Here is a 23,232-nt window from a genome sequence, read left to right as displayed (position 1 = left end):
ATCCGCATTCAAGTGCGGATTCTTTTATTCCTCTTAGCCAATCACTTCAGCACCGGCCTCTTCTTTAGTCTCACTGCGATCGTGAGCACGGAAGCTTTCCTCAAGCTGCTCAAGCGATAGACCTTTTGTTTCCGGTAAAAACTTGTTCACAAACAGAATCGAGCAAATTCCCAGCGCAACGAAGATGAAGAACGTTGTTGATAACCCAATGCCTGCCATCAAAATAGGGAATGTCAGACTGACTGCGAAATTGACCATCCACAAGCAGAATACCGTAACACCCATTCCTAGGCCGCGAAGGCGCAGAGGGAAAATTTCTGAAAGCATCAGCCACGTCACTGGTGAAATCGCACCCTGCTGAAATGCCAGGAACGAAACCGTTAACGACAGAACCACATATGGAAGTGCAGGCGATCCTTCCAGCACAAGTGAAAATATTCCGATCAGCAGCAATGCCGATGTCGTTCCGATCAGCCCTGTAATCAGCATTGGCCGGCGACCGACTTTTCCGAGCAGCCAAATTCCGACGAACGTAGCCAGAACGGAGATCACACCATTGGCAATATTTCCGATCAGCGCTGCTTCCGTTTGGAACCCGGAATCTCTTAAAATTTCAGTGCCGTAATACATGATGGAGTTTACACCCGTAATTTGCTGTACAATCGCAATTCCGATTCCTATGAATACAATCCGGCGCACCCACGGCACTGCGAGATCTTTAAACGTAGCTTTCTCAAGCTTATCCTCTTTTTTAAAAGCGGATTCAATTTCAGCCAGCTCAGATGCAGCGCGTTTTTCGTCTCTGATTTTCTTCAAAACCCCTAAAGCATCTTCATTCCTTCCTTTTGAAACAAGCCAGCGAGGACTCTCAGGCATTCTGATCATTCCAAAGAACAGGAATACGGCCGGAAGAGACGCTATCACGAGCATAAATCTCCATACATTGGAGCTGTCCCCCATTGTCGTCCCGAGGATGGCATTAAAAACAAAGGCCAACAGCTGCCCGGATACAATCATTAATTCATTCTGGGTCACCATCCGTCCCCTGCTTTCCATAGGTGACATTTCAGCTAAATAAGCAGGCACCGTGACTGATGCGCCCCCGACGGCTATCCCAAGCACAAAACGGGAAATGATCATGATTGTTACGTTTGGAGCCAGTGTACATCCAATCGTTGAGATAAAAAATATAATGGCAAGGAAAAGAATATTTTTGCGGCGTCCGTTAAAATCAGACATCCTTCCGCCAAGCACAGCTCCAAGTGCAGCTCCAAAAAGAAGAGAACTGGTTACGAGCCCCTCTGTGATAGCATTGAGATTAAGCTGATCAGGCTCACCCATATATGGTAAAGCCCCATTTAATACTCCGGTATCATAACCGAAGAGAAGCCCGCCGAAAGTCGAAACTAAAATAATTGTGCGTAAAAATGACATTTGACTGCCTTTTGTATTCATACCGTTTCCCCCAGTCTTTTTCAAAATCGATCACTGCGTATTTTAAAAACGTATTCTAGGGCTGCAACCTTTCTCAAATGCCGAGAAAAAAGTTCAAAATGTCTCTTATCACTGGCTATATAACCTTCCCTTCTTTTCAGCATGCGTTGAAGTCAATTATTTTGGAAACGATTTCATTATTACTAAACAACAGTGGGTATATTTTTGGTGTCTGACTTAACGAGTTGTCATCTTATAGTCACTTTTTAGTGTTGTTATAGTAATATTGTAGTTATATATTTATTACTTCTGCTAATATCATAATTATAAAAACGCTTTCAGTCAATATCATTTTCTGAATTTTTTTTCACTTCAAGTCGGTAAAATGACCACTTCATAGGAAAATTGAACTTTTTTCTTGCCGAGAATGTGGAATCATTATGTATGTTATGCGACATTTCTGTCATCCTCATTATGAGTAAGTGTTGGTTAACTTCTCCTATATAAATCTTCTCTGCATGATTCACTGCTCACACATTCAAATGATTGTTTCATATTCAAGACAAAAGGAAATAGAAAAGAAACATAAAGATGGCTAAATGGCTGGCTCTAATTGAATAGGAGGAGGCAATAAAATTGAATGAGATTTATATCATTGCAGGAATTTTATTGTTGGCAGCGGGGATGATTGATTTTATATGGACAACATTATGGCTCGAGAGCGGAGCCGGTCCGATCACAAGATGTTTATCTGCATGGCTGTGGAAAGGCTTCCGTAAGATCAGCGGAGATCACGCAAAGGTTCTCAGTACGGCAGGGCCCCTGCTGTTATGCATGACATTATTGGTGTGGATCGGTTTATTTTGGAGCGGCTGGACGTTTATCTTCTCAAGTGACCCTCATTCTCTTGTTGTTACTCAAAGTAAAGAACCAGCCTCCTGGTCAGATCGAGCTTATTTTTCTGGATATGTGATGTTTACATTAGGAAATGGCGACCTTACACCGAACGGAGCCCTTTGGAAGCTTGTGACAGTCGGTGCTACAGCTGAAGGTCTGCTTACAATTACTTTTTCTGTCACGTATTTAATTTCTGTCTTGAGCGCAGTTAATCAAAAGCGCTCATTCGCCCAGAGTGTACTGAGTCTTGGGCATAACGGAACAGAGATTGTCCAAACTGCGTGGAACGGGAGACATTTTCACGACATGGATCTGCTTCTCGCTACATTTTCTTCAGAGCTGGGAAAGCTGACCGCTCAGCATAACGCCTTCCCCATTCTTCATTTTTACCATAGCACACAGCGTGAGGAATCGTCCGTGATTGCAGTCACTGTACTGGATGAAGCGTTAACCATTTTGACATATGGCATTCCAAAGCAGTATCTTCCGAATCAGCTGCACATAAAAGAAGCGCGCTCAAGTGTTAAAAACTACTTAGACACCGTTCATACAGCATATATCCATCCGGCTGAACAAGAACCGCCGGAGCCCAACCTTATGAAGCTAAGGGAATGCGGCATACCAACCCTATCAGAACAAACCTTTCGAACAGCGATTAAATCTATAAAAGAACGGCGGCAATTGCTTTTGGGCATTGTTCAAGCGGGTGCGCGTAAGTGGCCTGTCCAAAAGTAAAGTAAAAAAGAGGATGCCTCCTCAAAAGTCCAAAGACTTTCAAGAAACATCCTCGATGTTTATAGAGAAACTTCAATTTCTCTCACGCTGGGCAGCGCATCTATCGCTCCAATTTTGGTGCAGACAAGCGCTCCCACCTTATTGGCAAAAGATACGATATCACGCAGCTTCTTAAAATCAGTTTCTACCGATTGAATCTTATCTGTACCAGCTAATTTGAATAAGGCTGCACCGACAAAAGCGTCTCCCGCTCCTGTAGAATCAATCGAAGTGACAGGAATACTCGGAATGATTTCATGTTTCTTGCCATTAGACAGCAGTGTTCCGTTTTTCCCAAGAGTCACAGCAACCATCTTGGCCCCGATGCCATGGAGGATATTGACGCCCTCTTCATGATCCTTCGCACCGGTGATGATCTCCAGCTCCTCGTCACTCACCTTAACAAAATCACTTAAAGCAATGGCTCTTTTTGCAGCACTAACAAACTCAGAGACTCTTCCCTTCCATAAATCCCCTCGATAGTTAGGATCAAATGAAAGAAATTGCCCTTTATCCTTCGCAATGGACATAAGCCGTAAATAGGCTGTACAAAACGGATCAGATAACAATGCCGTCGCTGAGCCAAAATGAAGGATTTTTGCTTGATTCATTTTATCCTGATCGACATCTTCGATCGTAAACAGAGCATCCGCGCCCCTATTGAAAACAAAATCACGCTCTCCGTTATTCTTTAATGAAACAAAAGCAAGCGTTGTAGGTGCTTTCTCATCCATCACCAGCATAGAGGTATCAACATGAACAGCATCTAACGTTTGCTTCAGAAAATACCCAAAGGGATCCTTCCCTACTTTTCCTGCGAAAGCAGCGTTCCCTCCCAGCTTGGCAATAGCGGCTGACACATTTGCCGGGGCGCCCCCGGCACTTTTTAAGAAATGGCGCCCTTCCATTAAATCAACATCAACATCGGTACAAAAGAAATCGATCAATAATTCCCCAATACAAACAACAGACTGACTTCGCATGTTATCACACTCTTTTTACATATTCTAGATTACAGTCTCAGTATATTACTTTCAGTCATAAATACAACCTTTTACATCGAATATTGGAAATATTAAATATATTCACTTACCTGGAGTTCTTCTCAGCTCGGTGATGATCTGTTTATATCTTTTTTCAGTTAAAGGATAAAAGGCTATGATGATGATAGAGAGTAAAATAAACAGTCCCGGTATTAAAGCATTCATATGTTTAATCGCATTCAGTGACGTTACGGTTTGATCAGTATTCGCCACATATCCTGCGATTCCTAAATAGATCGCAGAAAACGAACCGGCCAGTGCAACACCTAACTTATTGATAAAACTCATGCTGGAAATCACCACTCCGTCGGCACGAACTCCTGTCTTCCATTCCGCATAATCAACACAATCGGCAACCATTCCCCAAGCAAGCGTATTTAAAGGGGTTGTAAAGAACCCTGAAGCAAATAGCCAGATGAAAATGAGCGTCACCGAAGAATACGCCGTAAAATGCAGACCTGCATACGAAATCAGTGACAAAGCGGCCGATATGATCATCACATTTTTCCTGCCCCACTTCTCAGAAAAGTATGGAATAAACAAGTTACTGATGAGGGCTGCGCCAAAAAATAAAACGGTTCCAAAGAACACCAGTTCCTTATGATTCACGTTATACGTAAAGTAGTACACCATTGTACTGATTTTAATATTAAACCCGATTGCAAATGCTAAAAATGATGACGTTAGAATCAGCAAAGGTTTGTTTTGAAACAAAACAGATAACCTCTTTTTCATTCCCTGTTTCTTTGTTTTCTTAGGCGCAATCCGCTCACGCACAGTAAAGAAACTAAAAAGGTTCAAAGCGATGCTAACAATGGCATAGACGAGAGCTGTCATCTGAAACCCAAATGCCTGGTTCTCTCCTCCCAAAGCTGCTGCAAGCGGTGTTGCGCAGGAGATGGATAGAAGGATTCCGACATAAACCAAGATCATACGAGTCGTTGTTAATACCGTTCTTTCTTTTACAGAATTCGTCATCCTTCCCGTTAAGCTGTTCACCGGAATCGTTTGCATACTAAAGGACATGCCGAGCAGAATATAGGTAATATACGCATAGACGATGTTTCCCGTTGCTCCAAAGTGAGGCGTGGTGAAACACAGGACAGTAAATAATGCGAAAGGAAATGCAACCCACAGCAGATAAGGCCTTGCCTTTCCCCACCTTGTGTTTGTTTTATCTAAGATAACCCCCATAATCGGGTCAAAAATAGCATCCAGCACCCGCACAACAAGAAATAATGTGGCGATGACCGCAGGCTGTATGCCGCCGATGTCCGTATAATAAAACAGCAGGTATGCGTTTACAAATTGAAACACAATATTATACGACATATCACCAAAGCCGTATCCGATTCGTTCAAGCCAGGACAAACCGGCACTGGATTTTGTTTGATGTTTCGCCTTCATTACCGTTGCTTTTTCTGTTTCGATCATCTTTCCCACCCCAAGAATCCGTTTTCATTATTGATTACAAATCCAGTAAATAAGAGGGAGAATACGAGATTCTCCCTGTTCACTCAGCTATTCGGATAAACCATCACTTTTAAACATTCATTCTTAAATTGCAGTGCCCGCTCCATCGCCTCTTGTGTCTGCTCCAGCGAATATTGGTCCGTTACAAGATGCTTCGTGTCGACAATGCCTGAAGCGAGAAATTCGATTCCCTTCGGATACGTGTTGGCATAACGGAAGATCCCGTAAATATCAATCTCATTGTCCGCAATAAACGGCACATTAAGCGGGATCTCGTTCTCCGAAGGCAAACCAACAATCGCCAGTTTCCCGCCCCGGCGCACAGAAGCCAGTGCGGATTGCAATGCTGCTGGATTCCCCGCTGTTTCCCAAGCAACATCAACGCCTCTATCATTCGTTATCGTTTTAATCTCTTCAAGCGCGTCCTGTTCACGGATATTAATAATATGAGTCGCTCCCATTTTTTTCGCAGCTTCTAACCGCAGCGGCTCTAAGTCGGTCACGATAATTGTGCTTGCCCCAAATGCTTTAGCTGCCGCAACAGCCATTAACCCAACAGGGCCCATCCCCATAATCGCAATCGTTGATCCGGGCTGAAGCTTCGTTCTCGCCGCTGCATGGATACCGACAGAAAACGGTTCAATCAAGGCAGCATCCTCATAAGAAAGTGAATCTGGAATAGAGAAAACAAAGTCCTGTCTGATTTTGATATATTGTACAAACGCGCCGTCTACCGGCGGTGTGGCCAAAAACTGTACATCCGGACAAAGGTTATAACGTCCTTCCTTGCACGCCTCACAGCGTCCGCACGTAACACCAGGTTCAACAGCGACGCGGTCACCGACTTTGAATTGATCAACTGACGAGCCGACAGCCGCGATTTCTCCCGCGCACTCATGTCCGAGGATAAATGGCTTTTCCACTACATAATTGCCTATTCTGCCGTTTGTATAGTAATGCAAATCCGATCCGCAAATCCCGACAGCCATCACCTTAATCAACACTTCATCCTGGCTGATGTCAGGTACAGGCAATGTTTCAATTTTGATCTCTCTTGTGTTGTGCATAATAGCTGCTTTCATGGTTTTAGGTACTGTGTGAGTCATTACGGCAAATTCCTTTCTTTATGAACACTATTAACGGCATATGGCCGCTTCATCAAGAAATGTAAGTGCATACATTTTTTCATTTTCTGTCACTGTTTTCATTTTATCTGCTTTTCAACATGTTCAACAGCTTTTCATGCTGTATAAAAGGACAGCCGCACTGTACTTTTTGATTTTTCATATACAAAACAAGCAGGATTGATAAAATAGTACTAATAGGAGGTGCAGGTTTTATGGCTGAACTGGAAGATCGAAAACAATTTGCAGAATTGCTGGCACCTGGCGTAAAGTCATTAAAACTTCATCCAGATTATAAAGTCAGAAGAAATAAGAACGAAAAAACAGGACAGTCTTATTTAGACAACATTTCACACCAGCTGGGAGTTTCCCCAAACACGATTAAAAGCTGGATCGGACAGATGGGTGTGAACTATGTTCCCGGAAGAATTGAAGACGGAAAACTGTTCGGAATGATCTGGATCATTCTTGAAAAAACCGATATGAATATACAGTGGTTTACCGACCTGCTTGAGACCACCACTATACCGGTAATCAAACCTGCACTGCCTGTATGGGCGGCCTCATGTCTTAAAAAAGCGAAAATAGTACGGCAGGACAATTCATTCGGAGCACCGCTTGATCAAGATATTGAAAAAACAGTCAAGCGTTTATTTCCTGATGTTCTCGACCATAAAACGAATGCGCTTACAGAACAGATCCCTTTGACACACAACTTACCGTCACGCTGGTCGGGTCACTTTATAGGACGAAGATTTGACATCGAGGCGATACGGCAATGGATGCTTTCCCCATCACCCGTCTGTTTGATTACCGGATGGGCAGGCATGGGGAAAACGACAACTGCTCTTGAGGCAGCCTATTCCTGTATCGGCGGTGATTCCTCAGATTGGCCGGCATTCAACAGCATCATCTGGCTCAGTGCTGATTGGAAGGGATTAAGCTTTAGTGATTTTTTAAATACGATTGCCTATCAGCTCGGTCGAACGGAACAAATCAATAAATCCATAAACGAAAAACGATTTGTCGTCCGCAATGCACTTGCTAATTATACTAGAGAAAAACCGGTCCTGCTGATCGTGGACAGCATAGACACTGCCGAAAGAGACATTCACGAATTTATCACCAGCCTGCCTCAAGGCGTGAAAGTTCTCCTCACAGCACGTGAAAACTTGAAGCAAACCTATCGGCAAGGCTTCGGTGAAATGGTAACCATCCAGCTGAGCGGACTTGAACAAACAGATGCCCTGGAATATTTTCATCAAGAAGTGAACCGCTGCCTGCAAATGTGCAACGATCCAACTAAACGAGAAAAGCTAGCGCAGCTGCTGGAACTATCCCCAGAACTGAAGAGCGGGTTCATTTCAGCAACAGCCCGAAACCCGAAAGCCATGGCACTCAGCATCGCCTATATGTCAGACGATGACATGCCCGCTCAGCAGCTGATTCATGAGCTCGGAAAAGCAGGCTACTCACTATTAGATCTGTTTGATTTTCTATTTGGGCGCACATGGCACAGATGCAATGAAGATACATGGAAGCTATGGCAGGTGCTATGCTTTTTCAGCAAGCCGCCAGATGAAAAAAGCCTGGCGGCAGCGGCCGGATTAGACGCTCGCCGTTTTCATTACGCAGTTGAACAAATGCGGTCTTTTGCTCTGATTCAGCCCGAACGAAGTAAAGGAAGTACACAGTACTTAGCGCACCAAACCGTTGTCGCTTACGGAGAACAGCACTTATCCGAACATCACGAATATGAAACAGAAGCCCGCAGCCGCTGGGCGCACTATTATATTCATTATGCAGAAACCCACTTAAAACGGGAACAGCCAAACTCTATCTATTGGAGCTATCTCTTGGGACGTGATTTGAACCAAATCAAAAAAGAATGGCCAAACATCTTAAAGGTGATCAAATGGTCAAGCGAAACCGATCAAAAAGAAATTCTAATCGAACTCATCACCCGCATCAGCCATTTTCTAAGCAGAATCAACCTGCCCCTGCGAATCGAATACGGACGTAAAGCCGCTGATGCCGCCCATCAATTAGGCCAAAACACACGAGAAGCCTTCTTCAGAATCGACACAGCGGGCTGGGCACTGATGGAAGTCAACGATTTAGACGGGGCTCTTCAGCAAATTGAAGCCGGCCTGAAAACGCTGGAACAATCAGAAACTGAAGAGCAAGACGTTCACGATCTAAAGGTATGGGGACTCGCACTGCAATCGAGGCTGTTTTTAAAAGGCGGAAGTCATGAAAAAGCGGAAGCGATTTTAACCGAAATCAAAGATAAACCGATTTCCCCTGCGATTCAGCACAGAGTTCTATTGGTTCGCGGAGATCTGAGCTTTGTGAAAGGTCATAATGAAGAAGCCATTCAATTATACGAAGCGGCAAATCAAATCAGCTCCATGTATGGGGGCGAAAAAACGGTAGAAGCCTATTTCAATTTGGGTGTGGCTTACGTGAAGTGTGGTCAGTTTGAGAAAGCGGAAGAAGCTTTTGAGCAGATGCTTTATGATAAACATAACGCGAATCAGGTTGAGTTGATCTATTATTTTTACGGGATGGCGCAGCTGTTGAACCGTAAAGGAGAGAAAACGAAAGCGATGGAAGCTAATCAGAAAGCGATTCGTTTGATTGATTCGTGGGAGCCTGCGATTGGGATTCGGGGTGAGGTGGAACAACTGGCAATGGTGATTAAAGAAAACGACTAGTACGTAGTTCTGTCAGGAATCTCACTCAGTTTCTTTATTATAAATAGAGAAGGCCAACTGAAGTCGCAGTTGGCCTTTTGTTTCTTATTAATGTCTACAAATGTACTGAACCAGATTTTCCCGTGTGTATTCTTTCTCGTATAAAGGAAAGCGTATCATTTGCCAGCTTTTTGCGGCAAAGAACAATGCCGGAATGACCACAATTATAGACATATCTTTTCGGTTTCCCCCAACTTGCCCATAAAGAATCTGCATCTTTTAAGTCAATATACTGATCATGTTTAGCAGAAATCAGCAGAATGTTATCTTTATTAACTTTCGGTAAGGCTTGACTAGGAACTGTGATATTCCAATATTTCACTAAATCTTCATAGGTCACACCATTTTGTTCTAATTCTTCTCTTATGAATTTACCTGGGATCGTGTTCCATATTGAATAAGAAAGGCGATTGGCATAAAAGATTGATACCACTACATCAATTTGGGATTCTAGGGTAGCAATTAGATTCGTAACCCATCCCCCTAAGCTTACTCCCATTATGATAACAGGCCCTTTTTTATTTGCTTTTATCCAGTGAATTAACGCTCGTAAATCTACAACGGCCTGTCTTGACGACTCAATTGTACGATCAATATTTGCACTAATCATCAATTCGCCACTATACAATGAATTTTCCGGTTCTCTTTCAAAATGGTATGGAAGAGAATAATAATACATGTTCCAGCCTAAATCGTTCATTATACGTTTATGAAATATGTTTTTGATTCTATTGTACGAATCCATGCGCCAGCCATGTGCAAAGATAACATTGGGTTGATCTATATCATTTTCATTTAAAAAAACCTCCCCTTTTAAAGTATCATTAACAGGATTCCCAGATTGAATTAAAGATTCATAGCTAAAGGTTCCAATCTTATAATTTTTTCCTGATTCATTCAAATCAATTGAAACATCAGCTATATTAGCACTGTAAAATTCTTCTCTATCATTTATATTGGCTGTAAAAGCAACAGAAAAATGTTTATCTTTGCTTCTTTTTCTGTGTAAATCATATAATGCCAAGCGATCTATCATTTCTGAGAAATGCACGATTAAGTCCTCCTTGATAATCAAAAAACGAATATTAGAGTTAATAATTGGATTGTTTATCTCCATAGAGTCGGAACGGATTTTATCAAGATGTTGGTGAAAGGATCTATCTCCATCGACAGTTTCTCTTTATACTTAACAAAAAAGACGAGTTCCTTATTGCAAGGAAAACATCGTCTTTTAGTAGCAAAAAAAGCAGCAAAAATAGACATTTTAATAGGATTTCTCTTTGACAGTGCTTTCCCGGGGAAACCGTTTAAGAGTGTTGGTGGCACTATTTATCTAGATAACTGGGTCTTTTTTTGTCATATGAGAGTATACCAATATTGTCTCCTGTCTGCAATAGAGAGAAAGGTACCAAAGGTTGGTTTCTGGCTACATCCCAAGAAAATGCCTCGTGTTATTTTTCGAGAAGATGGAATTCAACTCACTTCTGGTTTTCAGCAGTCGAAGACGAGGTCCGTCCTGCGAGTCCTTAAAAAGCACAAAGTAAACCAAAATAAAGTCAAGATGCAAATAAAGCACGGATTGTATGATAAAATTTTGTATTTTGATCGATTGAATAGTCCATACCGGTGTTATCTAGCGTTTATCAAAACTATTGAAAATCGATATAAAACAGTGCTGAAAAAATCAAACCACAAAAAACAGAAAAAAGAAGCCTCTCACAAGTTCGGTGAACTCATGAGAAGCCTCGAAAATCTAAAAATTGCATCAAAAGGGCATCAAAAATGACGTCCGTTACCGACAAACCCTTGTAAATCAAGGGTTTTTTGTCGGTGTTACATCATTCCACCCATACCGCCCATGCCGCCCATGTCAGGCATTCCTGCGCCGCCGGCATTTTCTTCCGGTTTGTCAGCGACAACAGCTTCAGTTGTTAAGAGCATTGCTGCTACAGAAGCTGCGTTTTGCAGTGCAGAGCGTGTTACTTTCGTTGGGTCAACGATCCCTTTTTCGATCATGTTTACCCATTCGCCAGTTGCAGCGTTGAAGCCTACGCCGATTTCTTCGTTTTTCAGGCGCTCAACGATGACAGATCCTTCAAGACCTGCATTGTGCGCGATTTGACGAATTGGCTCTTCAAGCGCGCGAAGCACGATGTTGATACCTGTTTGCGCATCGCCTTCAGCTTCAACTGCAGCGACTTTGTTATATACGTTGACAAGCGCTGTACCACCACCGGATACGATGCCTTCTTCAACAGCTGCGCGAGTTGAGTTCAGGGCGTCTTCGATGCGAAGTTTACGCTCTTTCAGCTCAGTTTCAGTCGCAGCGCCGACTTTGATGACAGCTACGCCGCCAGCAAGTTTAGCAAGACGCTCTTGTAATTTTTCTCTGTCGAACTCAGAAGTTGTTTCTTCCACTTGTGCGCGGATTTGAGTGACGCGTGCAGAAATTTTATCTGTTTCGCCAGCGCCTTCAACGATTGTTGTGTTTTCTTTTGTAACCACAACTTTAGAAGCGCGTCCCAATTGTCCGATTTCAGTAGATTTCAGGTCAAGGCCAAGATCTTCTGTGATGACTTCTCCGCCAGTAAGGACAGCGATGTCTTCAAGCATTGCTTTACGGCGGTCACCAAAGCCAGGAGCTTTAACAGCCACTGCGTTGAATGTGCCGCGAAGTTTGTTCACAACAAGTGTTGCAAGAGCTTCACCTTCAACATCCTCAGCGATTAGAAGCAATGGTTTGCCTTGCTGAACAACCTGCTCAAGCACAGGAAGGATTTCTTGAATGTTTGTGATCTTTTTGTCTGTGATTAAGATGTAAGGATTGTCAAGAACCGCTTCCATCTTATCAGAATCAGTTACCATGTAAGGAGACGCATATCCGCGGTCGAATTGCATACCTTCAACAACTTCAAGCTCAGTTGTGAAGCCTTTAGACTCTTCGATTGTGATAACGCCGTCGTTGCCTACGCGCTCCATTGCTTCAGCGATAAGGCTTCCGACTTCCTCATCAGCAGCAGAGATCGCAGCAACCTGAGCGATAGATTCTTTGCCTTCGATTGGCTTAGAAATTTCTTTCAGGTTCTCGATCGCAACGTTTACAGCTTGTTCCATACCTTTGCGCACGCCTACAGGGTTAGCGCCTGCTGTTACGTTTTTAAGGCCTTCGCGGATCATTGCTTGCGCAAGAACTGTCGCAGTTGTTGTACCGTCACCGGCAACGTCGTTTGTTTTGCTGGCTACTTCAGCTACAAGCTTAGCACCCATGTTTTCAAACGCGTCTTCAAGTTCGATTTCTTTAGCGATTGTTACACCGTCATTTGTGATTAACGGAGAACCGAATTTTTTCTCTAGAACCACGTTGCGTCCTTTTGGTCCTAAAGTTACTTTTACAGCATCAGCAAGTGCATCAACACCGCGAAGCATTGCGCGGCGAGCTTCTTCACTAAACTTAATATCTTTTGCCATGTGTACGAAACCTCCTCGAATTTTTAAGTAGTTGTTTATTTAAGAATTAGCCGATAACAGCTAAAATGTCGCTTTCACGTAAGATTAAGTATTCAGTACCTTCGTATTTCACTTCAGTACCTGCGTATTTTGAGAAGATAATGCGGTCGCCCTCTTTTACTTCTAAAGCAACGCGCTCTCCGCTTTCTAACACGCGACCTGAACCAGCTGCCACGATTTTGCCTTCTTGCGGCTTTTCTTTTGCAGAATCCGGTAACACAATTCCGCTGGCAGTTTTTTCTTCAGATTCTACGAGTTCAATGACAACGCGATCACCTAATGGCTTTAACAATGTAATAACCTCCTCAATAGTATGAATATGTAATTTTAGCACTCAGCACTAAAGAGTGCTAACACAACTCTTATAATAAAGAATCTGACTTCCAATTTCAAGTGATAAGATAAAAAATTTTTCACGCTTACATCATTCTTTTCAGCTCTGATATCCCTTGGTTTTTTCACCCCCGTTCAATTATGTTACAATAGCTGTAGACAAAAGAAACCCACTTAACAAAGGAGTACATACCATTTGAGAAAACAGTATTGGTTTATTATTTTGACATATATCATCATGCAGTTTTCAGCAGTAATCGGGATTCCCTTGTTATTTAAATTCGGTTATGCGGGAGGACAGCCCACAAAAGAAAATCTGCTGCACGCGCAGGGATTATGGTCCGTCATCAGTTTTATTGCCTGTCTGATTGTTGTATTGCTCATTCTCCGAACTGTGCCTAAAACTACGTTGCGAAACGAAAAGAAAGACTCTGTCGGACTATCGATCCTTTGGGCGATAGCCGGTTTTTTCATAGCCCTTTTCTCTCAAGGAATAGCCGGTTCTATTGAATATTATGTATTTGGCATCGGAAGAGAATCAGAAAATACAAAAGCCATCCTGGATGTGATTCAGGCAGTCCCGCTTATGATTATCGTTTCTTCTATCATCGGGCCAATATTAGAAGAAATCATCTTCAGAAAAATCATTTTCGGCGCGCTGTACGAAAAAACGAATTTCTTTATTGCCGGACTGATCAGCTCCATTATTTTCGGAATTGTTCATGCCGATTTGACGCACCTTCTGCTGTATACAGCAATGGGCTTTACCTTTGCATTTCTATATGCGAGAACCAAACGGATTTGGGTGCCGATTTTCGCCCATGTAATGATGAATACATTCGTCGTCATTATGCAGCTTGAGCCTGTTCAGAAATACCTTGAACAGCAAAGCACACAAATGCAATTGATTATTGGAGGATTACTTTCATGAGAAACCCGATAGTGTGGGGAATGATCTACTTTGCCGTAGGGTGCATCTTTACTTATCTCGCCGCAAGCTCACCAGGCAGCATGTGGTCATTTTACTCCATCCTGCTGATGGTGTTTGCTGCATACAACATCAGCATTTCTTTTAAGATGTTCGCCTTTTCATTTAAAACAAAGAAAAACCAGAAATAAAGAAAATCCATTTCTCTTCTATGAGAAATGGATTTTTTATGATGGCTAAGAAGAAACGTCCTGCTGATCGGCAGCACTGCTTTTCTGCGCTTTCCGATAGGCAGCCTTCGATATTAAAATACTGATTTCATACAAAATCAAGAGCGGAACAGTCACCATCATATGAGACAAAAGCTCAGGTGGTGTAATCAGAGCAGCAATCACAAGCAGCGTAAAGTACGCATACTTTCTGATTTTCGTTAAAAACATCGGTGTCACAATTCCAAGCCTTGTCAAAAACATAAGGATGACCGGCATTTGAAACAACAGTCCAAACGGAATCGTCAGCTGCAGAAGAAAATGAAAATATTCATTAATTCCAATTACCTGAGTGACATTCAAATCCTGAGAGATCCGTTTCATAAAATCGACAACAAAAGGAAATAAAATATAATAGGAAAAAGATAAACCCGCTAAAAACAGCAAAATAGAGATCGGAATGTAGCTGAGCGTTACTTTGCGTTCCCTTTCATAGAGACCCGGGCTCACAAAAGCCCAAAGCTGGTAAAGAATAACCGGCGAAGTCAGGACAATCCCGATGATAAACGCAAACTGCATAAACACATAAAGCGGGTCTGTCAGATTAAACGCATTGAGCGTGAGCTCCTTCGCTTCATCCGTTTCTTGCAGATACACTATAATCGGCTTTGCTAAAAAAAATCCCGCGATAAAGAAAACGACAAACGCCAGCGCCACAACCAGCAATCGTTTTCGAAGCTCCGCAATATGCTCCAGCAGCGACATTTGATTCACTTTCATTTGTGTCATCCTAACTTACTGATTCTCTTTCTTTTTTTCCTCATCATCACTCGCTAATCCTTTAGTAGCGTTTTTGAATTCACGAAGTGTGTCTCCAGCCGCTTTTCCCAACTCAGGCAGCTTTTTGGGACCAAAGATAATCAGAGCAACGATTGCGATAACAGCAAGGCTTCCAGGACCGATCGGCATATTTGGGCTCCTCCTTTCCGGTTACTCGATTTCCTCTAAAACAGAATAATGCTTCAAGAAATAAACAAGTGACTGAAGCTCTACAGCTAAATCTATATGATGAATTCGAATGTGTTCCGGCACATTCAAACGGGCCGGCGTAAAATTAAGAATACCCTTAATCCCTAACGCAACCAATCTGTCGGTAATCGATTGGGCCGCAACTGCGGGCACTGTCAGAATGGCAACTGATTCGCCTTTTACATGTTTTTCAAGATCATCTAGGTTAAAGACGGGCACACCGCCTACCTCAGTTCCTATTTTACTCTCATTTATATCAAAAGCCATAGAAATTTTCGTGTTATTATTTTTTGTGAAATTATAGTGAAGAAATGCTGTTCCTAAGTTCCCGACACCAATCAAGATAACGTCTGTCATTTCATCCTGATCAAGTGTTTTTCGGAAAAATGACAGCAAATAATCAACATTATATCCGTATCCTTTTTTGCCAAGAGCTCCAAAATAGGAAAAATCCCTGCGAATCGTGGCAGAATCAACCTTTACGGCATCACTGAGTTCAGCGGATGATACACGCTGTTTTCCTGACGCATGCAGATTCTTTAAAAAGCGATAATAAAGCGGCAGCCGTTTTGCCGTCGCCTGCGGAATTTTTGATTGATCCTTATTCATTTTTGGTCCTCCAAATTATACTCGGATAGTTCTCTTTTAAAGTCACCGTTTTTCCCGCCTGTCTTTTCCAGCAAGCAGGTAGGGCCGATGACCATCCCCTTATCAAGCGCCTTGCACATATCGTAAACAGTAAGGGCACACACCGATGCAGAAGTTAGCGCTTCCATTTCCACACCTGTACTCCCTTTCGTTTTGACCTGTGCTTTTATATGAAGTATAACTTCTGTTTCTTTTATTTTCCAGTCAAACGAAATATCGACCCCGCTCAAGGATAGCGGATGGCACATCGGAATGATATTTGATGTTTGCTTTGCAGCCATAATGCCCGCCACCTGAGCGACAGCAAGTACATCTCCTTTGCCGATATCATGGCTTTTTATTTTCTCGTACACTTCACTCTTCATGTGTACGCTTGATACAGCCGCCGCAGTACGGACAGTCGAAGATTTTTCGCTGATATCCACCATCTGGGCTCTGCCCTGTTCATTAAAATGAGAAAATCCATTCATAGTAAAAACTCTCCTTAAACAGATCATACACTATTTTCTTCTCTATGTCTTATCCGGTCAATGTATTGTTTGCTGAGTTCTGGTTCATAAGCTACACTTAACTTATTATAGCAGAGGTGAAATAATATGATGATCTTACAAATTAATCAGCTTTCCAAATCATTTGGTGCTGATACTATTTTAAACAATATAAAGCTGGAAGTCAGAAACCGTGATCGCGTCGCAATTGTCGGAAGAAACGGCGCGGGGAAATCTACACTCCTTAAAATTATCGCAGGTCACCTTTCATATGAAAAGGGTGAAGTTATCAAGCCGAAAGATATCACAATGGGCTACTTAGCCCAGCATACCGGCTTGGATTCTAAGCTTACCATAAAAGAAGAGCTGCTGACTGTTTTTGATCACTTAAAAACAATGGAAAAAGAAATGCGCAACATAGAAGAAAAAATGGCGGCAGCTGACCCAGGTGAACTGGAAAGCATCATGAAAACCTACGACCGCCTTCAGCAGGAATTTAAAGATAAAGGCGGCTATCAATATGAAGCAGATGTCAGATCTGTGCTGCACGGTCTCGGCTTCAGTCATTTTGACGATTCAACGCAGGTGCAAAGCCTGAGCGGTGGTCAGAAAACAAGACTGGCCTTGGGTAAGCTTTTGTTAACACAGCCTGACCTTCTCATTCTAGATGAGCCGACCAACCATCTGGACATTAATACGCTGACCTGGCTTGAACATTATTTGCAAGGCTATTCAGGCGCCATTCTGATTGTTTCTCACGACCGCTACTTTTTGGATAAAGTGGTGAATCAGGTGTACGAGGTATCTAGATCAGAAAGCAAAAAGTATCACGGCAACTACAGCGCTTATCTCGATCAGAAAGCTGCCCAATATGAAAAGGATCTTAAGCTGTATGAAAAACAGCAGGATGAAATCGCTAAGCTGCAGGACTTTGTAGACCGAAATCTGGCGAGAGCCTCAACGACAAAAAGAGCACAAAGCCGGCGGAAACAGCTTGAACGGATGGACGTCATGTCAAAACCGCTCGGCGACGAAAAATCAGCAAATTTTCATTTTGATATTACAAAACAGAGCGGGAACGAGGTCCTGCGGGTTCAGGATTTGACCATCAGCTATGAAAACCAGCCGCCGCTTCTGACAGATGTTTCGTTTAGGCTGACAAGAGGAGAAAGCGCCGCTCTTGTAGGTCCCAACGGAATCGGAAAATCAACCTTGCTGAAAACATTAATAAACACACTGAAGCCGGATCAGGGAACAATAGCGTACGGCTCAAATGTCAGTATCGGTTACTATGACCAGGAACAAGCTGAGCTGACCTCCTCTAAACGCGTCATTGATGAGCTGTGGGACGAGTATCCGGAGCTTCAAGAGAAAGAAATCAGAACGTGCCTCGGAAATTTCTTATTCTCCGGGGATGATGTGCTTAAACCCGTCCATTCCCTAAGCGGGGGCGAAAAAGCAAGAGTGGCCCTGGCCAAGCTGATGCTGCAAAAAGCTAACTTTCTCATTCTTGATGAGCCGACCAACCATCTTGATTTAGACAGCAAAGAAGTTCTCGAGAACGCCTTGATCGATTATCCGGGTACATTGTTATTTGTCTCACATGACAGATATTTTATTAACAGAATCGCAACAAGGGTATATGAGCTTTCTCCAAACCATATTGAAGAATATCTCGGAGATTACGATTATTATACAGAGAAAAAAACACAGCAGCTGGAATTGGAGAAAATGAAACAGCAAGAGGAAACTGAAAAAGCCACGGCTGCAATGAAATCCGACTCTAAACGTTCTTATGAGGAAGAAAAAGAATGGAAAAAGAAAGAACGACAACGACTCAGACGCATAGAAGAAATTGAAACGACAGTTCAAACCATAGAAGAAAAAATCAGTCACAATGATGAATTACTTTGTGATCCGGAAGTATATCAGGACCACGAAAAGGTACAAGCCATTCACGCTGACAACGAGAAACTCAATCAAGAATTGGAAAACCTATTATCAGAATGGGAAGAACTATCCACAGAAGAAGATTAAAAAAGTCAAGCACCTCTTTTTTAGAGGTGCTTTTTATCCACAGAAAATAGCCTTATAAGCAAACGAAGAAAGCGATTTATACACAATATCCACAAAATATTCTGAATTTATCCACTTTATTAACAGCCTCTCAACCCCTTTATCCATTTATATCTCCATAATGACTCACAGATATGTGGATAAATTGAGAATCATCTGTTAATAACAATAAAAAAGCCTCACGTCATTATGTCGTGAGACCTTGATAAGAAGTCAGTTCAAGACCAGGCTGGCCATTCATATCATATGATCCGCGAATCCCTTTTTCAAAAGCAATAGTACCGGCCGCAGCAATCATTGCAGCATTATCTGTACATAAGGATAGCGGAGGAATGATGAGCGCTGTCCCCTCATGCTGGGAGAATTCCTTCTGTAACGCCGCTCTGAGCCCTCTATTTGCAGCAACTCCGCCGGCTAAAAGAACCTGTTTGACACCATATTCTTTTGCAGCGCGTGCCGTTTTTGTCACTAAGACATCAATGACGCTATTCTGAAAACTGGCAGAAAGATCTTCCGGCGCAATGACCTGTCCTTTTTGAGCCGCGTTATGAAGCGTATTGATCACAGCGGATTTCAGCCCGCTGAAGCTGAAATGATAAGAACCTTCTTCAAGCCATGCGCGAGGCAGAGGAATAGTGTCATTCCCTGATTCCGCAAGCTTGTCAATCTGCGGTCCGCCTGGATACGGGAGCCCCATCGTTCTTGCCACTTTGTCATAAGCTTCCCCTGCTGCGTCATCGAGTGTTTCCCCGATCACTTCAAATGAACCGTGTTCTTTCATATAAACCAATTCCGTATGGCCGCCGGAAACGACCAATGCAAGCGCTGGAAAAACGATCTCTTCTACCAGGCGGTTTGCGTATATATGGCCCGCTATATGATGGACTCCAACTAACGGAATATGATGCGCAAAGCTCAATGCTTTAGCGGCGTTTACCCCGATTAGCAGTGCTCCCACCAATCCAGGGCCTTCAGTAACTGCAATCGCATCTATATCACGATATGTCATGTCTGCTTTACGGAAAGCCTCTTCGATCACTAAAGTGATTTGCTCCACATGATGTCTTGATGCAATTTCCGGCACAACCCCACCGAATCGTTTATGGCTTTCAATTTGAGAGGCCACAACGTTCGAGACGATTTCTGTTCCGTTTTTTACAATCGCTGCTGCCGTTTCATCGCAGCTCGTTTCGATTCCTAATATATAAAAATCTTTTTCCTCATTCATTTATCGTCACCCACATAATTAACGCATCTTCCCCGTTATCAGTATAATAGTTCTTCCTTATTCCACCGGGCTGCATCCCGAACTTTTTATATAAGCTTTGAGCAGGGTGATTGGAAACCCTCACTTCAAGCGAAAGCCGCCTCGCCTCTTTTTCTTTACAAAGCTCGAGAGCTGAACGAAAAAGTGCTTCTCCTAAAGACTGGCCCCTATACTCTGGTTTAATCGCTATATTTGTGATTTGGGCGTCATCCATCACAATCCAAATTCCGCAATAACCCGCGATACAATCGTCCTTTTCAATCACGAGATAGTGGGCATATGGATTTTCAAGCAATTCATGATAAAACGAATCCTTCGTCCAGGGAGACGTAAAGGAGGATGTTTCAATATCGTATACGTGATCAACATCATTAAGCTGCATTTTTCTGACTGCTGCTTTTGTTTTCATCCTATCACCCTACTTTTGACTTTCAATCCATTTCGCTTCTGCTTCTGCAAGCCGTAAATAATCCGGCACAAGCCCGTGAATATCAACAGCTTCCCTATCCGCACCTGCGTAAGCCAATTCTGAAGGGCGGGGATTATGCTGAGCCGCAGGCCCTATGACTCCTTTTGTTCCTAATACATCCAGTATCGTCTCCTTGTGTATGGATGTATCATGACCTAAAAACAAAACAGGGCAATCCTTCTCTTTTAGCATCTCCAGCCACTCTGTCAGCATCACGTTTTGATCCTGAACAGCCTGCTCTAAAAGCCCGCTTTTATATTCATAAAGACCTGTATACACCTGTCCGCGTCTCGCATCAAATATAGGGCTGATTAGACCATCAAAGTGACGTCCATTTGCCGCCAGCGCTTCAAGACTTGATACAGCAGAAATCGGAATGTTTAAAGACCATGCAAGTGTTTTGGCAATTGTTACACCGATTCTCACCCCTGTGTACGAGCCTGGACCTTTTGCAACAACAATTTTAGAAAGATCCTGCGGGGTTAGATCACAATCATTCAGCAAAGAATGAACAGCAGGCATCGCCCTTACAGAATGATTCTTTTTTAAATAAGTGATGTATTCTGCTATGACAGTGTTGTCCCGAAGCAGCGCTATGCCTAAAGTATAATTCGATGTATCAATCGCTAATATTGTCATGTCTACTTATCTCCTCACAAAGCATTTCATACCGATTCCCCACCGCTGTAAAGGTGATCTCTCTTTCATCATCACCAGCTCTTTTAATGACAATTTGCAGTCGCTCCTGCGGAAGCTGCTCTTCAATTAAATGTGCCCACTCCACTAAGCAGACACCTTGTCCGTGAAAATATTCATCAAGTCCCAAGTCTTCACTCTCGTCTTCCATTCTGTATACATCCATATGATAAAGAGGAAGTGAACCATCGTTATATTCTTTTATGATTGTAAACGTCGGACTGTTTACAACACGTGTAATTCCGAGCCCTTCAGCAAAACCTTTTGTAAAGGTTGTTTTTCCAGCTCCTAAATCGCCCTCTAATGTCAGGACGTCCCCAGGCTTTGAAAACGATGCAGTCAGCTTCGCAATCGCTTTTGTTTCTTCAGGATTTTCAGTTCTCCATTTTAATTGCTTCACACGAGTCACCCGTCTTATTTAAAATGATTATATCCTTTTTTCTCTAAAGTCATTGTTTCTTCTTCTGTCTTTAATATGACATTGGATTCTGTCTTTTCCCGGACACATCCAATCTTTTTAATTGGCAGTTGAAGTCTGCAGCACTCCTGCTCTAACACATCCCAGTCTTCCTTTGAGATCGTCCCAGTCAGTTCAAAATCCTCTCCGCCAAACAAAGCCCATTCCTTCCATTTGGAATTCAGCTTAGGCAAGTCTGGATGAACTGGAAGTAGGCTCTCGTCAATTTCTATTGAAACGGAGCTGGATTCTGCAATTTCATGCAGTTCACTTGCCAATCCGTCACTAATATCATTAAGAGCCACACGCTGAGCGTTCGAGCATAGTCTGCCAACACTCACTCTTGGCTGAGGCCGCTTATGCCTATTGATAAAGTAATTTGTTTCAAATGATGTTTCCGGATGGGAAGACTCTTTTAGCAGCAATGAAAGTCCAGCGGCAGAAGAACCGATTTCACCAGTGACAAAGACAATATCATTCGGCTTTGCCAAACTGCGCAAACAGGCACGTCCCTTTTCAACTTCCCCAATCACAGTCACTGTGACGACTAGTTTATCGGAAGTAGAAACTGTATCACCGCCAATCAGATCCATACAATATAGTTTCGCCAGTTCATTCATTCCTTCATACATTGCTTTGATTTCTGATTCCGTCCATTTTAAAGGCACTGCAAGTGACACTAAATAAAACTTAGGAATACCTCCCATAGCGGCAATATCACTTATATTTATGGCTAACGCCTTATACCCAATGTCCTCCGGCGAAGAATAGCTCAATTTAAAATGCACGTCCTCTACCATTGTATCGACACATACAATTTCCTGCACACCGTTTTTCGCTGTGTAAAGAGCGGCATCGTCTCCAATTCCTACATCAACGGAAGAATGGTGAATGGTCCGAGGAGTAATACTATTAATTAAATCAAACTCATCCATTAACCAAACCTCCTTTTGGTCTGACCATGTTTTATATGTACTGTATCTAGTGTATCGGATTATGCTGAAATATCCAAGATGTTGCTGATATAAAGAAAGCTTGGTTATCATACCAAGCAAAAGACGCAATAAAAGAAAACACAAAAAAAACGAAAACATGATCGTTTCGTTTACAATAAATGGCGGTCCGGACGGGACTCGAACCCGCGACCTCCTGCGTGACAGGCAGGCATTCTAACCAACTGAACTACCGGACCATTTTAATTTGGTTGCACCCTTTGGGCACTCCTTATTTAAAAGGATAGATTTTTTTGGTTGCGGGGGCAGGATTTGAACCTGCGACCTTCGGGTTATGAGCCCGACGAGCTACCGAACTGCTCCACCCCGCGATGATATAATTAAGATAAAACAGCTTGGCGGCGTCCTACTCTCACAGGGGGAAACCCCCGACTACCATCGGCGCTGAAGAGCTTAACTTCCGTGTTCGGCATGGGAACGGGTGTGACCTCTTCGCTATCGCCACCAAACAATTGAGAGTGTTCTCTCAAAACTAGATAACAGGTGTGACATCATTAGAAATTAGGTTAAGTCCTCGATCGATTAGTATCTGTCAGCTCCATGTGTCGCCACACTTCCACCTCAGACCTATCAACCTGATCATCTTTCAGGGATCTTACTTCCTTGCGGAA

Annotated in this window: 22 protein-coding genes, 2 tRNA genes, 2 rRNA genes and 1 pseudogene; 6 read left to right on the top strand and 21 right to left on the bottom strand. The window is 42.8% G+C overall.

The genetic code is table 11. The features are described 5' to 3' along the window. Nucleotides 1–33: 33 nt before the first annotated feature. Nucleotides 34–1,455: a sugar porter family MFS transporter gene (locus LJF29_RS11950; RefSeq protein WP_229148715.1), complete on the bottom strand. Its 1,422-nt coding sequence runs from the start codon at nucleotides 1,453–1,455 to the stop codon at nucleotides 34–36. Between the two features lie 615 nt (nucleotides 1,456–2,070). Between LJF29_RS11950 and LJF29_RS11945 the strand changes: the two genes are divergently transcribed. Further along, a complete protein-coding gene (locus LJF29_RS11945; RefSeq protein ID WP_229148714.1) occupies nucleotides 2,071–3,066 on the top strand; it encodes a potassium channel family protein in 996 nt (331 codons plus the stop codon). Between the two features lie 59 nt (nucleotides 3,067–3,125). Here LJF29_RS11945 and LJF29_RS11940 read toward each other — a convergent pair whose 3' ends face one another. The 3 genes from LJF29_RS11940 to gutB form a co-directional block, all read right to left on the bottom strand. After that, on the bottom strand, nucleotides 3,126–4,088 hold the full coding sequence (locus LJF29_RS11940; protein ID WP_229148713.1) for a carbohydrate kinase family protein: 963 nt from the start codon (nucleotides 4,086–4,088) through the stop codon (nucleotides 3,126–3,128). Nucleotides 4,089–4,190: 102 nt separating this feature from the next. Further along, entirely contained in the window at nucleotides 4,191–5,582 is a 1,392-nt protein-coding gene (locus LJF29_RS11935) for a glycoside-pentoside-hexuronide (GPH):cation symporter (protein WP_229148712.1), read from the bottom strand. Between the two features lie 83 nt (nucleotides 5,583–5,665). Beyond that, the gene (gutB, locus tag LJF29_RS11930) at nucleotides 5,666–6,727 is read right to left on the bottom strand and encodes a sorbitol dehydrogenase (RefSeq protein ID WP_229148711.1); all 1,062 of its coding nucleotides are present in this window, start codon (nucleotides 6,725–6,727) and stop codon (nucleotides 5,666–5,668) included. A gap of 233 nt (nucleotides 6,728–6,960) precedes the next feature. Here gutB and LJF29_RS11925 point away from each other — a divergent pair, with 233 nt between their 5' ends. After that, entirely contained in the window at nucleotides 6,961–9,462 is a 2,502-nt protein-coding gene (locus LJF29_RS11925) for a tetratricopeptide repeat protein (protein ID WP_229148709.1), read from the top strand. Nucleotides 9,463–9,556: 94 nt separating this feature from the next. Here LJF29_RS11925 and LJF29_RS11920 read toward each other — a convergent pair whose 3' ends face one another. Next, a complete protein-coding gene (locus LJF29_RS11920) occupies nucleotides 9,557–10,246 on the bottom strand; it encodes an alpha/beta hydrolase (protein WP_267496046.1) in 690 nt (229 codons plus the stop codon). A gap of 144 nt (nucleotides 10,247–10,390) precedes the next feature. Continuing rightward, nucleotides 10,391–10,675 (bottom strand): annotated as a pseudogene (locus LJF29_RS11915) (abhydrolase domain-containing 18); the annotation flags it as partial. On the opposite strand from LJF29_RS11915, the gene LJF29_RS11910 reads away from it, so the two are divergent. Then, complete coding sequence (locus LJF29_RS11910; protein ID WP_229148708.1) at nucleotides 10,643–11,287, top strand: hypothetical protein; 645 nt, start codon at nucleotides 10,643–10,645, stop codon at nucleotides 11,285–11,287. The pseudogene LJF29_RS11915 and the gene LJF29_RS11910 sit on opposite strands and share 33 nt — an antisense overlap. Before the next feature lie 47 nt (nucleotides 11,288–11,334). Here LJF29_RS11910 and groL read toward each other — a convergent pair whose 3' ends face one another. Together groL and groES are read right to left on the bottom strand one after the other, a co-directional pair. Further along, nucleotides 11,335–12,969: a chaperonin GroEL gene (gene groL, locus LJF29_RS11905; protein ID WP_010333214.1), complete on the bottom strand. Its 1,635-nt coding sequence runs from the start codon at nucleotides 12,967–12,969 to the stop codon at nucleotides 11,335–11,337. A 46-nt stretch (nucleotides 12,970–13,015) separates the two neighbouring features. After that, nucleotides 13,016–13,300: a co-chaperone GroES gene (gene groES, locus LJF29_RS11900; RefSeq protein ID WP_003155970.1), complete on the bottom strand. Its 285-nt coding sequence runs from the start codon at nucleotides 13,298–13,300 to the stop codon at nucleotides 13,016–13,018. A gap of 237 nt (nucleotides 13,301–13,537) precedes the next feature. Here groES and LJF29_RS11895 point away from each other — a divergent pair, with 237 nt between their 5' ends. Both LJF29_RS11895 and LJF29_RS11890 read left to right on the top strand, forming a co-directional pair. Then, complete coding sequence (locus tag LJF29_RS11895; protein ID WP_010333213.1) at nucleotides 13,538–14,272, top strand: CPBP family intramembrane glutamic endopeptidase; 735 nt, start codon at nucleotides 13,538–13,540, stop codon at nucleotides 14,270–14,272. Continuing rightward, a complete protein-coding gene (locus LJF29_RS11890; RefSeq protein ID WP_010333212.1) occupies nucleotides 14,269–14,460 on the top strand; it encodes a YdiK family protein in 192 nt (63 codons plus the stop codon). Before LJF29_RS11895 ends, LJF29_RS11890 begins: the two co-directional genes overlap by 4 nt. A gap of 45 nt (nucleotides 14,461–14,505) precedes the next feature. Here LJF29_RS11890 and tatC read toward each other — a convergent pair whose 3' ends face one another. From tatC to moaC, 4 genes are read right to left on the bottom strand one after another with little or no spacing between them, the layout of a single operon-like run. Beyond that, nucleotides 14,506–15,267: a twin-arginine translocase subunit TatC gene (gene tatC, locus LJF29_RS11885; RefSeq protein WP_229148707.1), complete on the bottom strand. Its 762-nt coding sequence runs from the start codon at nucleotides 15,265–15,267 to the stop codon at nucleotides 14,506–14,508. A 6-nt stretch (nucleotides 15,268–15,273) separates the two neighbouring features. After that, nucleotides 15,274–15,447 (bottom strand): sec-independent protein translocase protein TatAY, encoded by a 174-nt coding sequence (tatAY, locus tag LJF29_RS11880; RefSeq protein ID WP_010333210.1) that lies wholly within the window; start codon nucleotides 15,445–15,447, stop codon nucleotides 15,274–15,276. Between the two features lie 21 nt (nucleotides 15,448–15,468). Then, nucleotides 15,469–16,116, bottom strand: a complete 648-nt coding sequence (locus LJF29_RS11875; RefSeq protein ID WP_010333209.1) for a redox-sensing transcriptional repressor Rex — start codon at nucleotides 16,114–16,116, stop codon at nucleotides 15,469–15,471. Then, nucleotides 16,113–16,625, bottom strand: a complete 513-nt coding sequence (gene moaC / locus LJF29_RS11870; RefSeq protein ID WP_010333208.1) for a cyclic pyranopterin monophosphate synthase MoaC — start codon at nucleotides 16,623–16,625, stop codon at nucleotides 16,113–16,115. The genes LJF29_RS11875 and moaC overlap by 4 nt, the downstream gene beginning before the upstream one ends. A gap of 126 nt (nucleotides 16,626–16,751) precedes the next feature. Here moaC and abc-f point away from each other — a divergent pair, with 126 nt between their 5' ends. Further along, nucleotides 16,752–18,680 carry a ribosomal protection-like ABC-F family protein gene (gene abc-f / locus LJF29_RS11865; protein ID WP_229148706.1) on the top strand — a complete coding sequence of 643 codons (1,929 nt, stop codon included), beginning with the start codon at nucleotides 16,752–16,754 and terminating at the stop codon, nucleotides 18,678–18,680. Nucleotides 18,681–18,906: 226 nt separating this feature from the next. On the opposite strand, the gene tsaD is transcribed toward abc-f, so the two are convergent. The 9 genes from tsaD to LJF29_RS11820 form a co-directional block, all read right to left on the bottom strand. Then, nucleotides 18,907–19,947, bottom strand: a complete 1,041-nt coding sequence (gene tsaD, locus LJF29_RS11860) for a tRNA (adenosine(37)-N6)-threonylcarbamoyltransferase complex transferase subunit TsaD (protein ID WP_229148705.1) — start codon at nucleotides 19,945–19,947, stop codon at nucleotides 18,907–18,909. Continuing rightward, nucleotides 19,940–20,395 carry a ribosomal protein S18-alanine N-acetyltransferase gene (rimI, locus tag LJF29_RS11855; protein ID WP_010333205.1) on the bottom strand — a complete coding sequence of 152 codons (456 nt, stop codon included), beginning with the start codon at nucleotides 20,393–20,395 and terminating at the stop codon, nucleotides 19,940–19,942. Before rimI ends, tsaD begins: the two co-directional genes overlap by 8 nt. Before the next feature lie 9 nt (nucleotides 20,396–20,404). Then, nucleotides 20,405–21,094, bottom strand: coding sequence for a tRNA (adenosine(37)-N6)-threonylcarbamoyltransferase complex dimerization subunit type 1 TsaB (gene tsaB, locus LJF29_RS11850; protein WP_229148704.1), 690 nt, complete (start codon nucleotides 21,092–21,094; stop codon nucleotides 20,405–20,407). Next, nucleotides 21,075–21,551 (bottom strand): tRNA (adenosine(37)-N6)-threonylcarbamoyltransferase complex ATPase subunit type 1 TsaE, encoded by a 477-nt coding sequence (gene tsaE / locus LJF29_RS11845; RefSeq protein WP_010333203.1) that lies wholly within the window; start codon nucleotides 21,549–21,551, stop codon nucleotides 21,075–21,077. The genes tsaB and tsaE overlap by 20 nt, the downstream gene beginning before the upstream one ends. Nucleotides 21,552–21,565: 14 nt before the next feature. Beyond that, nucleotides 21,566–22,543, bottom strand: coding sequence for a thiamine-phosphate kinase (thiL, locus tag LJF29_RS11840; RefSeq protein WP_168747075.1), 978 nt, complete (start codon nucleotides 22,541–22,543; stop codon nucleotides 21,566–21,568). 180 nt (nucleotides 22,544–22,723) lie between these two features. Next, nucleotides 22,724–22,800 (bottom strand) — tRNA-Asp (locus tag LJF29_RS11835). Nucleotides 22,801–22,855: 55 nt separating this feature from the next. Continuing rightward, nucleotides 22,856–22,932 (bottom strand) — tRNA-Met (locus LJF29_RS11830). Between the two features lie 22 nt (nucleotides 22,933–22,954). Continuing rightward, nucleotides 22,955–23,070 (bottom strand): 5S ribosomal RNA (gene rrf, locus LJF29_RS11825). 53 nt (nucleotides 23,071–23,123) lie between these two features. Then, nucleotides 23,124–23,232, bottom strand: a 23S ribosomal RNA gene (locus LJF29_RS11820); the annotation flags it as partial.

Source organism: Bacillus sp. LBG-1-113, from assembly GCF_020708615.1.
GTDB classification, from domain to species: Bacteria; Bacillota; Bacilli; order Bacillales; family Bacillaceae; genus Bacillus; species Bacillus mojavensis.
The sequence above is the reverse complement of the archived record's forward strand: the minus strand, read 5'-3'. Positions and strand labels throughout refer to the sequence as shown.

Excerpts from the sequence above, each read along its gene's own strand:
- LJF29_RS11875 (WP_010333209.1), bottom strand. The coding sequence starts at position 16,116 with ATGAATAAGGATCAATCAAAAATTCCGCAGGCGACGGCAAAACGGCTG.
- tsaB (WP_229148704.1), bottom strand. The coding sequence starts at position 21,094 with ATGACAATATTAGCGATTGATACATCGAATTATACTTTAGGCATAGCG.
- tsaD (WP_229148705.1), bottom strand. The coding sequence starts at position 19,947 with ATGAATGAGGAAAAAGATTTTTATATATTAGGAATCGAAACGAGCTGC.
- LJF29_RS11925 (WP_229148709.1), top strand. The coding sequence starts at position 6,961 with ATGGCTGAACTGGAAGATCGAAAACAATTTGCAGAATTGCTGGCACCT.
- LJF29_RS11935 (WP_229148712.1), bottom strand. The coding sequence starts at position 5,582 with ATGATCGAAACAGAAAAAGCAACGGTAATGAAGGCGAAACATCAAACA.
- abc-f (WP_229148706.1), top strand. The coding sequence starts at position 16,752 with ATGATGATCTTACAAATTAATCAGCTTTCCAAATCATTTGGTGCTGAT.
- LJF29_RS11910 (WP_229148708.1), top strand. The coding sequence starts at position 10,643 with ATGTTGGTGAAAGGATCTATCTCCATCGACAGTTTCTCTTTATACTTA.
- groL (WP_010333214.1), bottom strand. The coding sequence starts at position 12,969 with ATGGCAAAAGATATTAAGTTTAGTGAAGAAGCTCGCCGCGCAATGCTT.
- moaC (WP_010333208.1), bottom strand. The coding sequence starts at position 16,625 with ATGAATGGATTTTCTCATTTTAATGAACAGGGCAGAGCCCAGATGGTG.
- LJF29_RS11920 (WP_267496046.1), bottom strand. The coding sequence starts at position 10,246 with ATGGATTCGTACAATAGAATCAAAAACATATTTCATAAACGTATAATG.
- LJF29_RS11890 (WP_010333212.1), top strand. The coding sequence starts at position 14,269 with ATGAGAAACCCGATAGTGTGGGGAATGATCTACTTTGCCGTAGGGTGC.
- tatC (WP_229148707.1), bottom strand. The coding sequence starts at position 15,267 with ATGACACAAATGAAAGTGAATCAAATGTCGCTGCTGGAGCATATTGCG.
- LJF29_RS11950 (WP_229148715.1), bottom strand. The coding sequence starts at position 1,455 with ATGAATACAAAAGGCAGTCAAATGTCATTTTTACGCACAATTATTTTA.
- rimI (WP_010333205.1), bottom strand. The coding sequence starts at position 20,395 with ATGAAAACAAAAGCAGCAGTCAGAAAAATGCAGCTTAATGATGTTGAT.
- thiL (WP_168747075.1), bottom strand. The coding sequence starts at position 22,543 with ATGGATGAGTTTGATTTAATTAATAGTATTACTCCTCGGACCATTCAC.
- LJF29_RS11940 (WP_229148713.1), bottom strand. The coding sequence starts at position 4,088 with ATGCGAAGTCAGTCTGTTGTTTGTATTGGGGAATTATTGATCGATTTC.
- gutB (WP_229148711.1), bottom strand. The coding sequence starts at position 6,727 with ATGACTCACACAGTACCTAAAACCATGAAAGCAGCTATTATGCACAAC.
- tatAY (WP_010333210.1), bottom strand. The coding sequence starts at position 15,447 with ATGCCGATCGGTCCTGGAAGCCTTGCTGTTATCGCAATCGTTGCTCTG.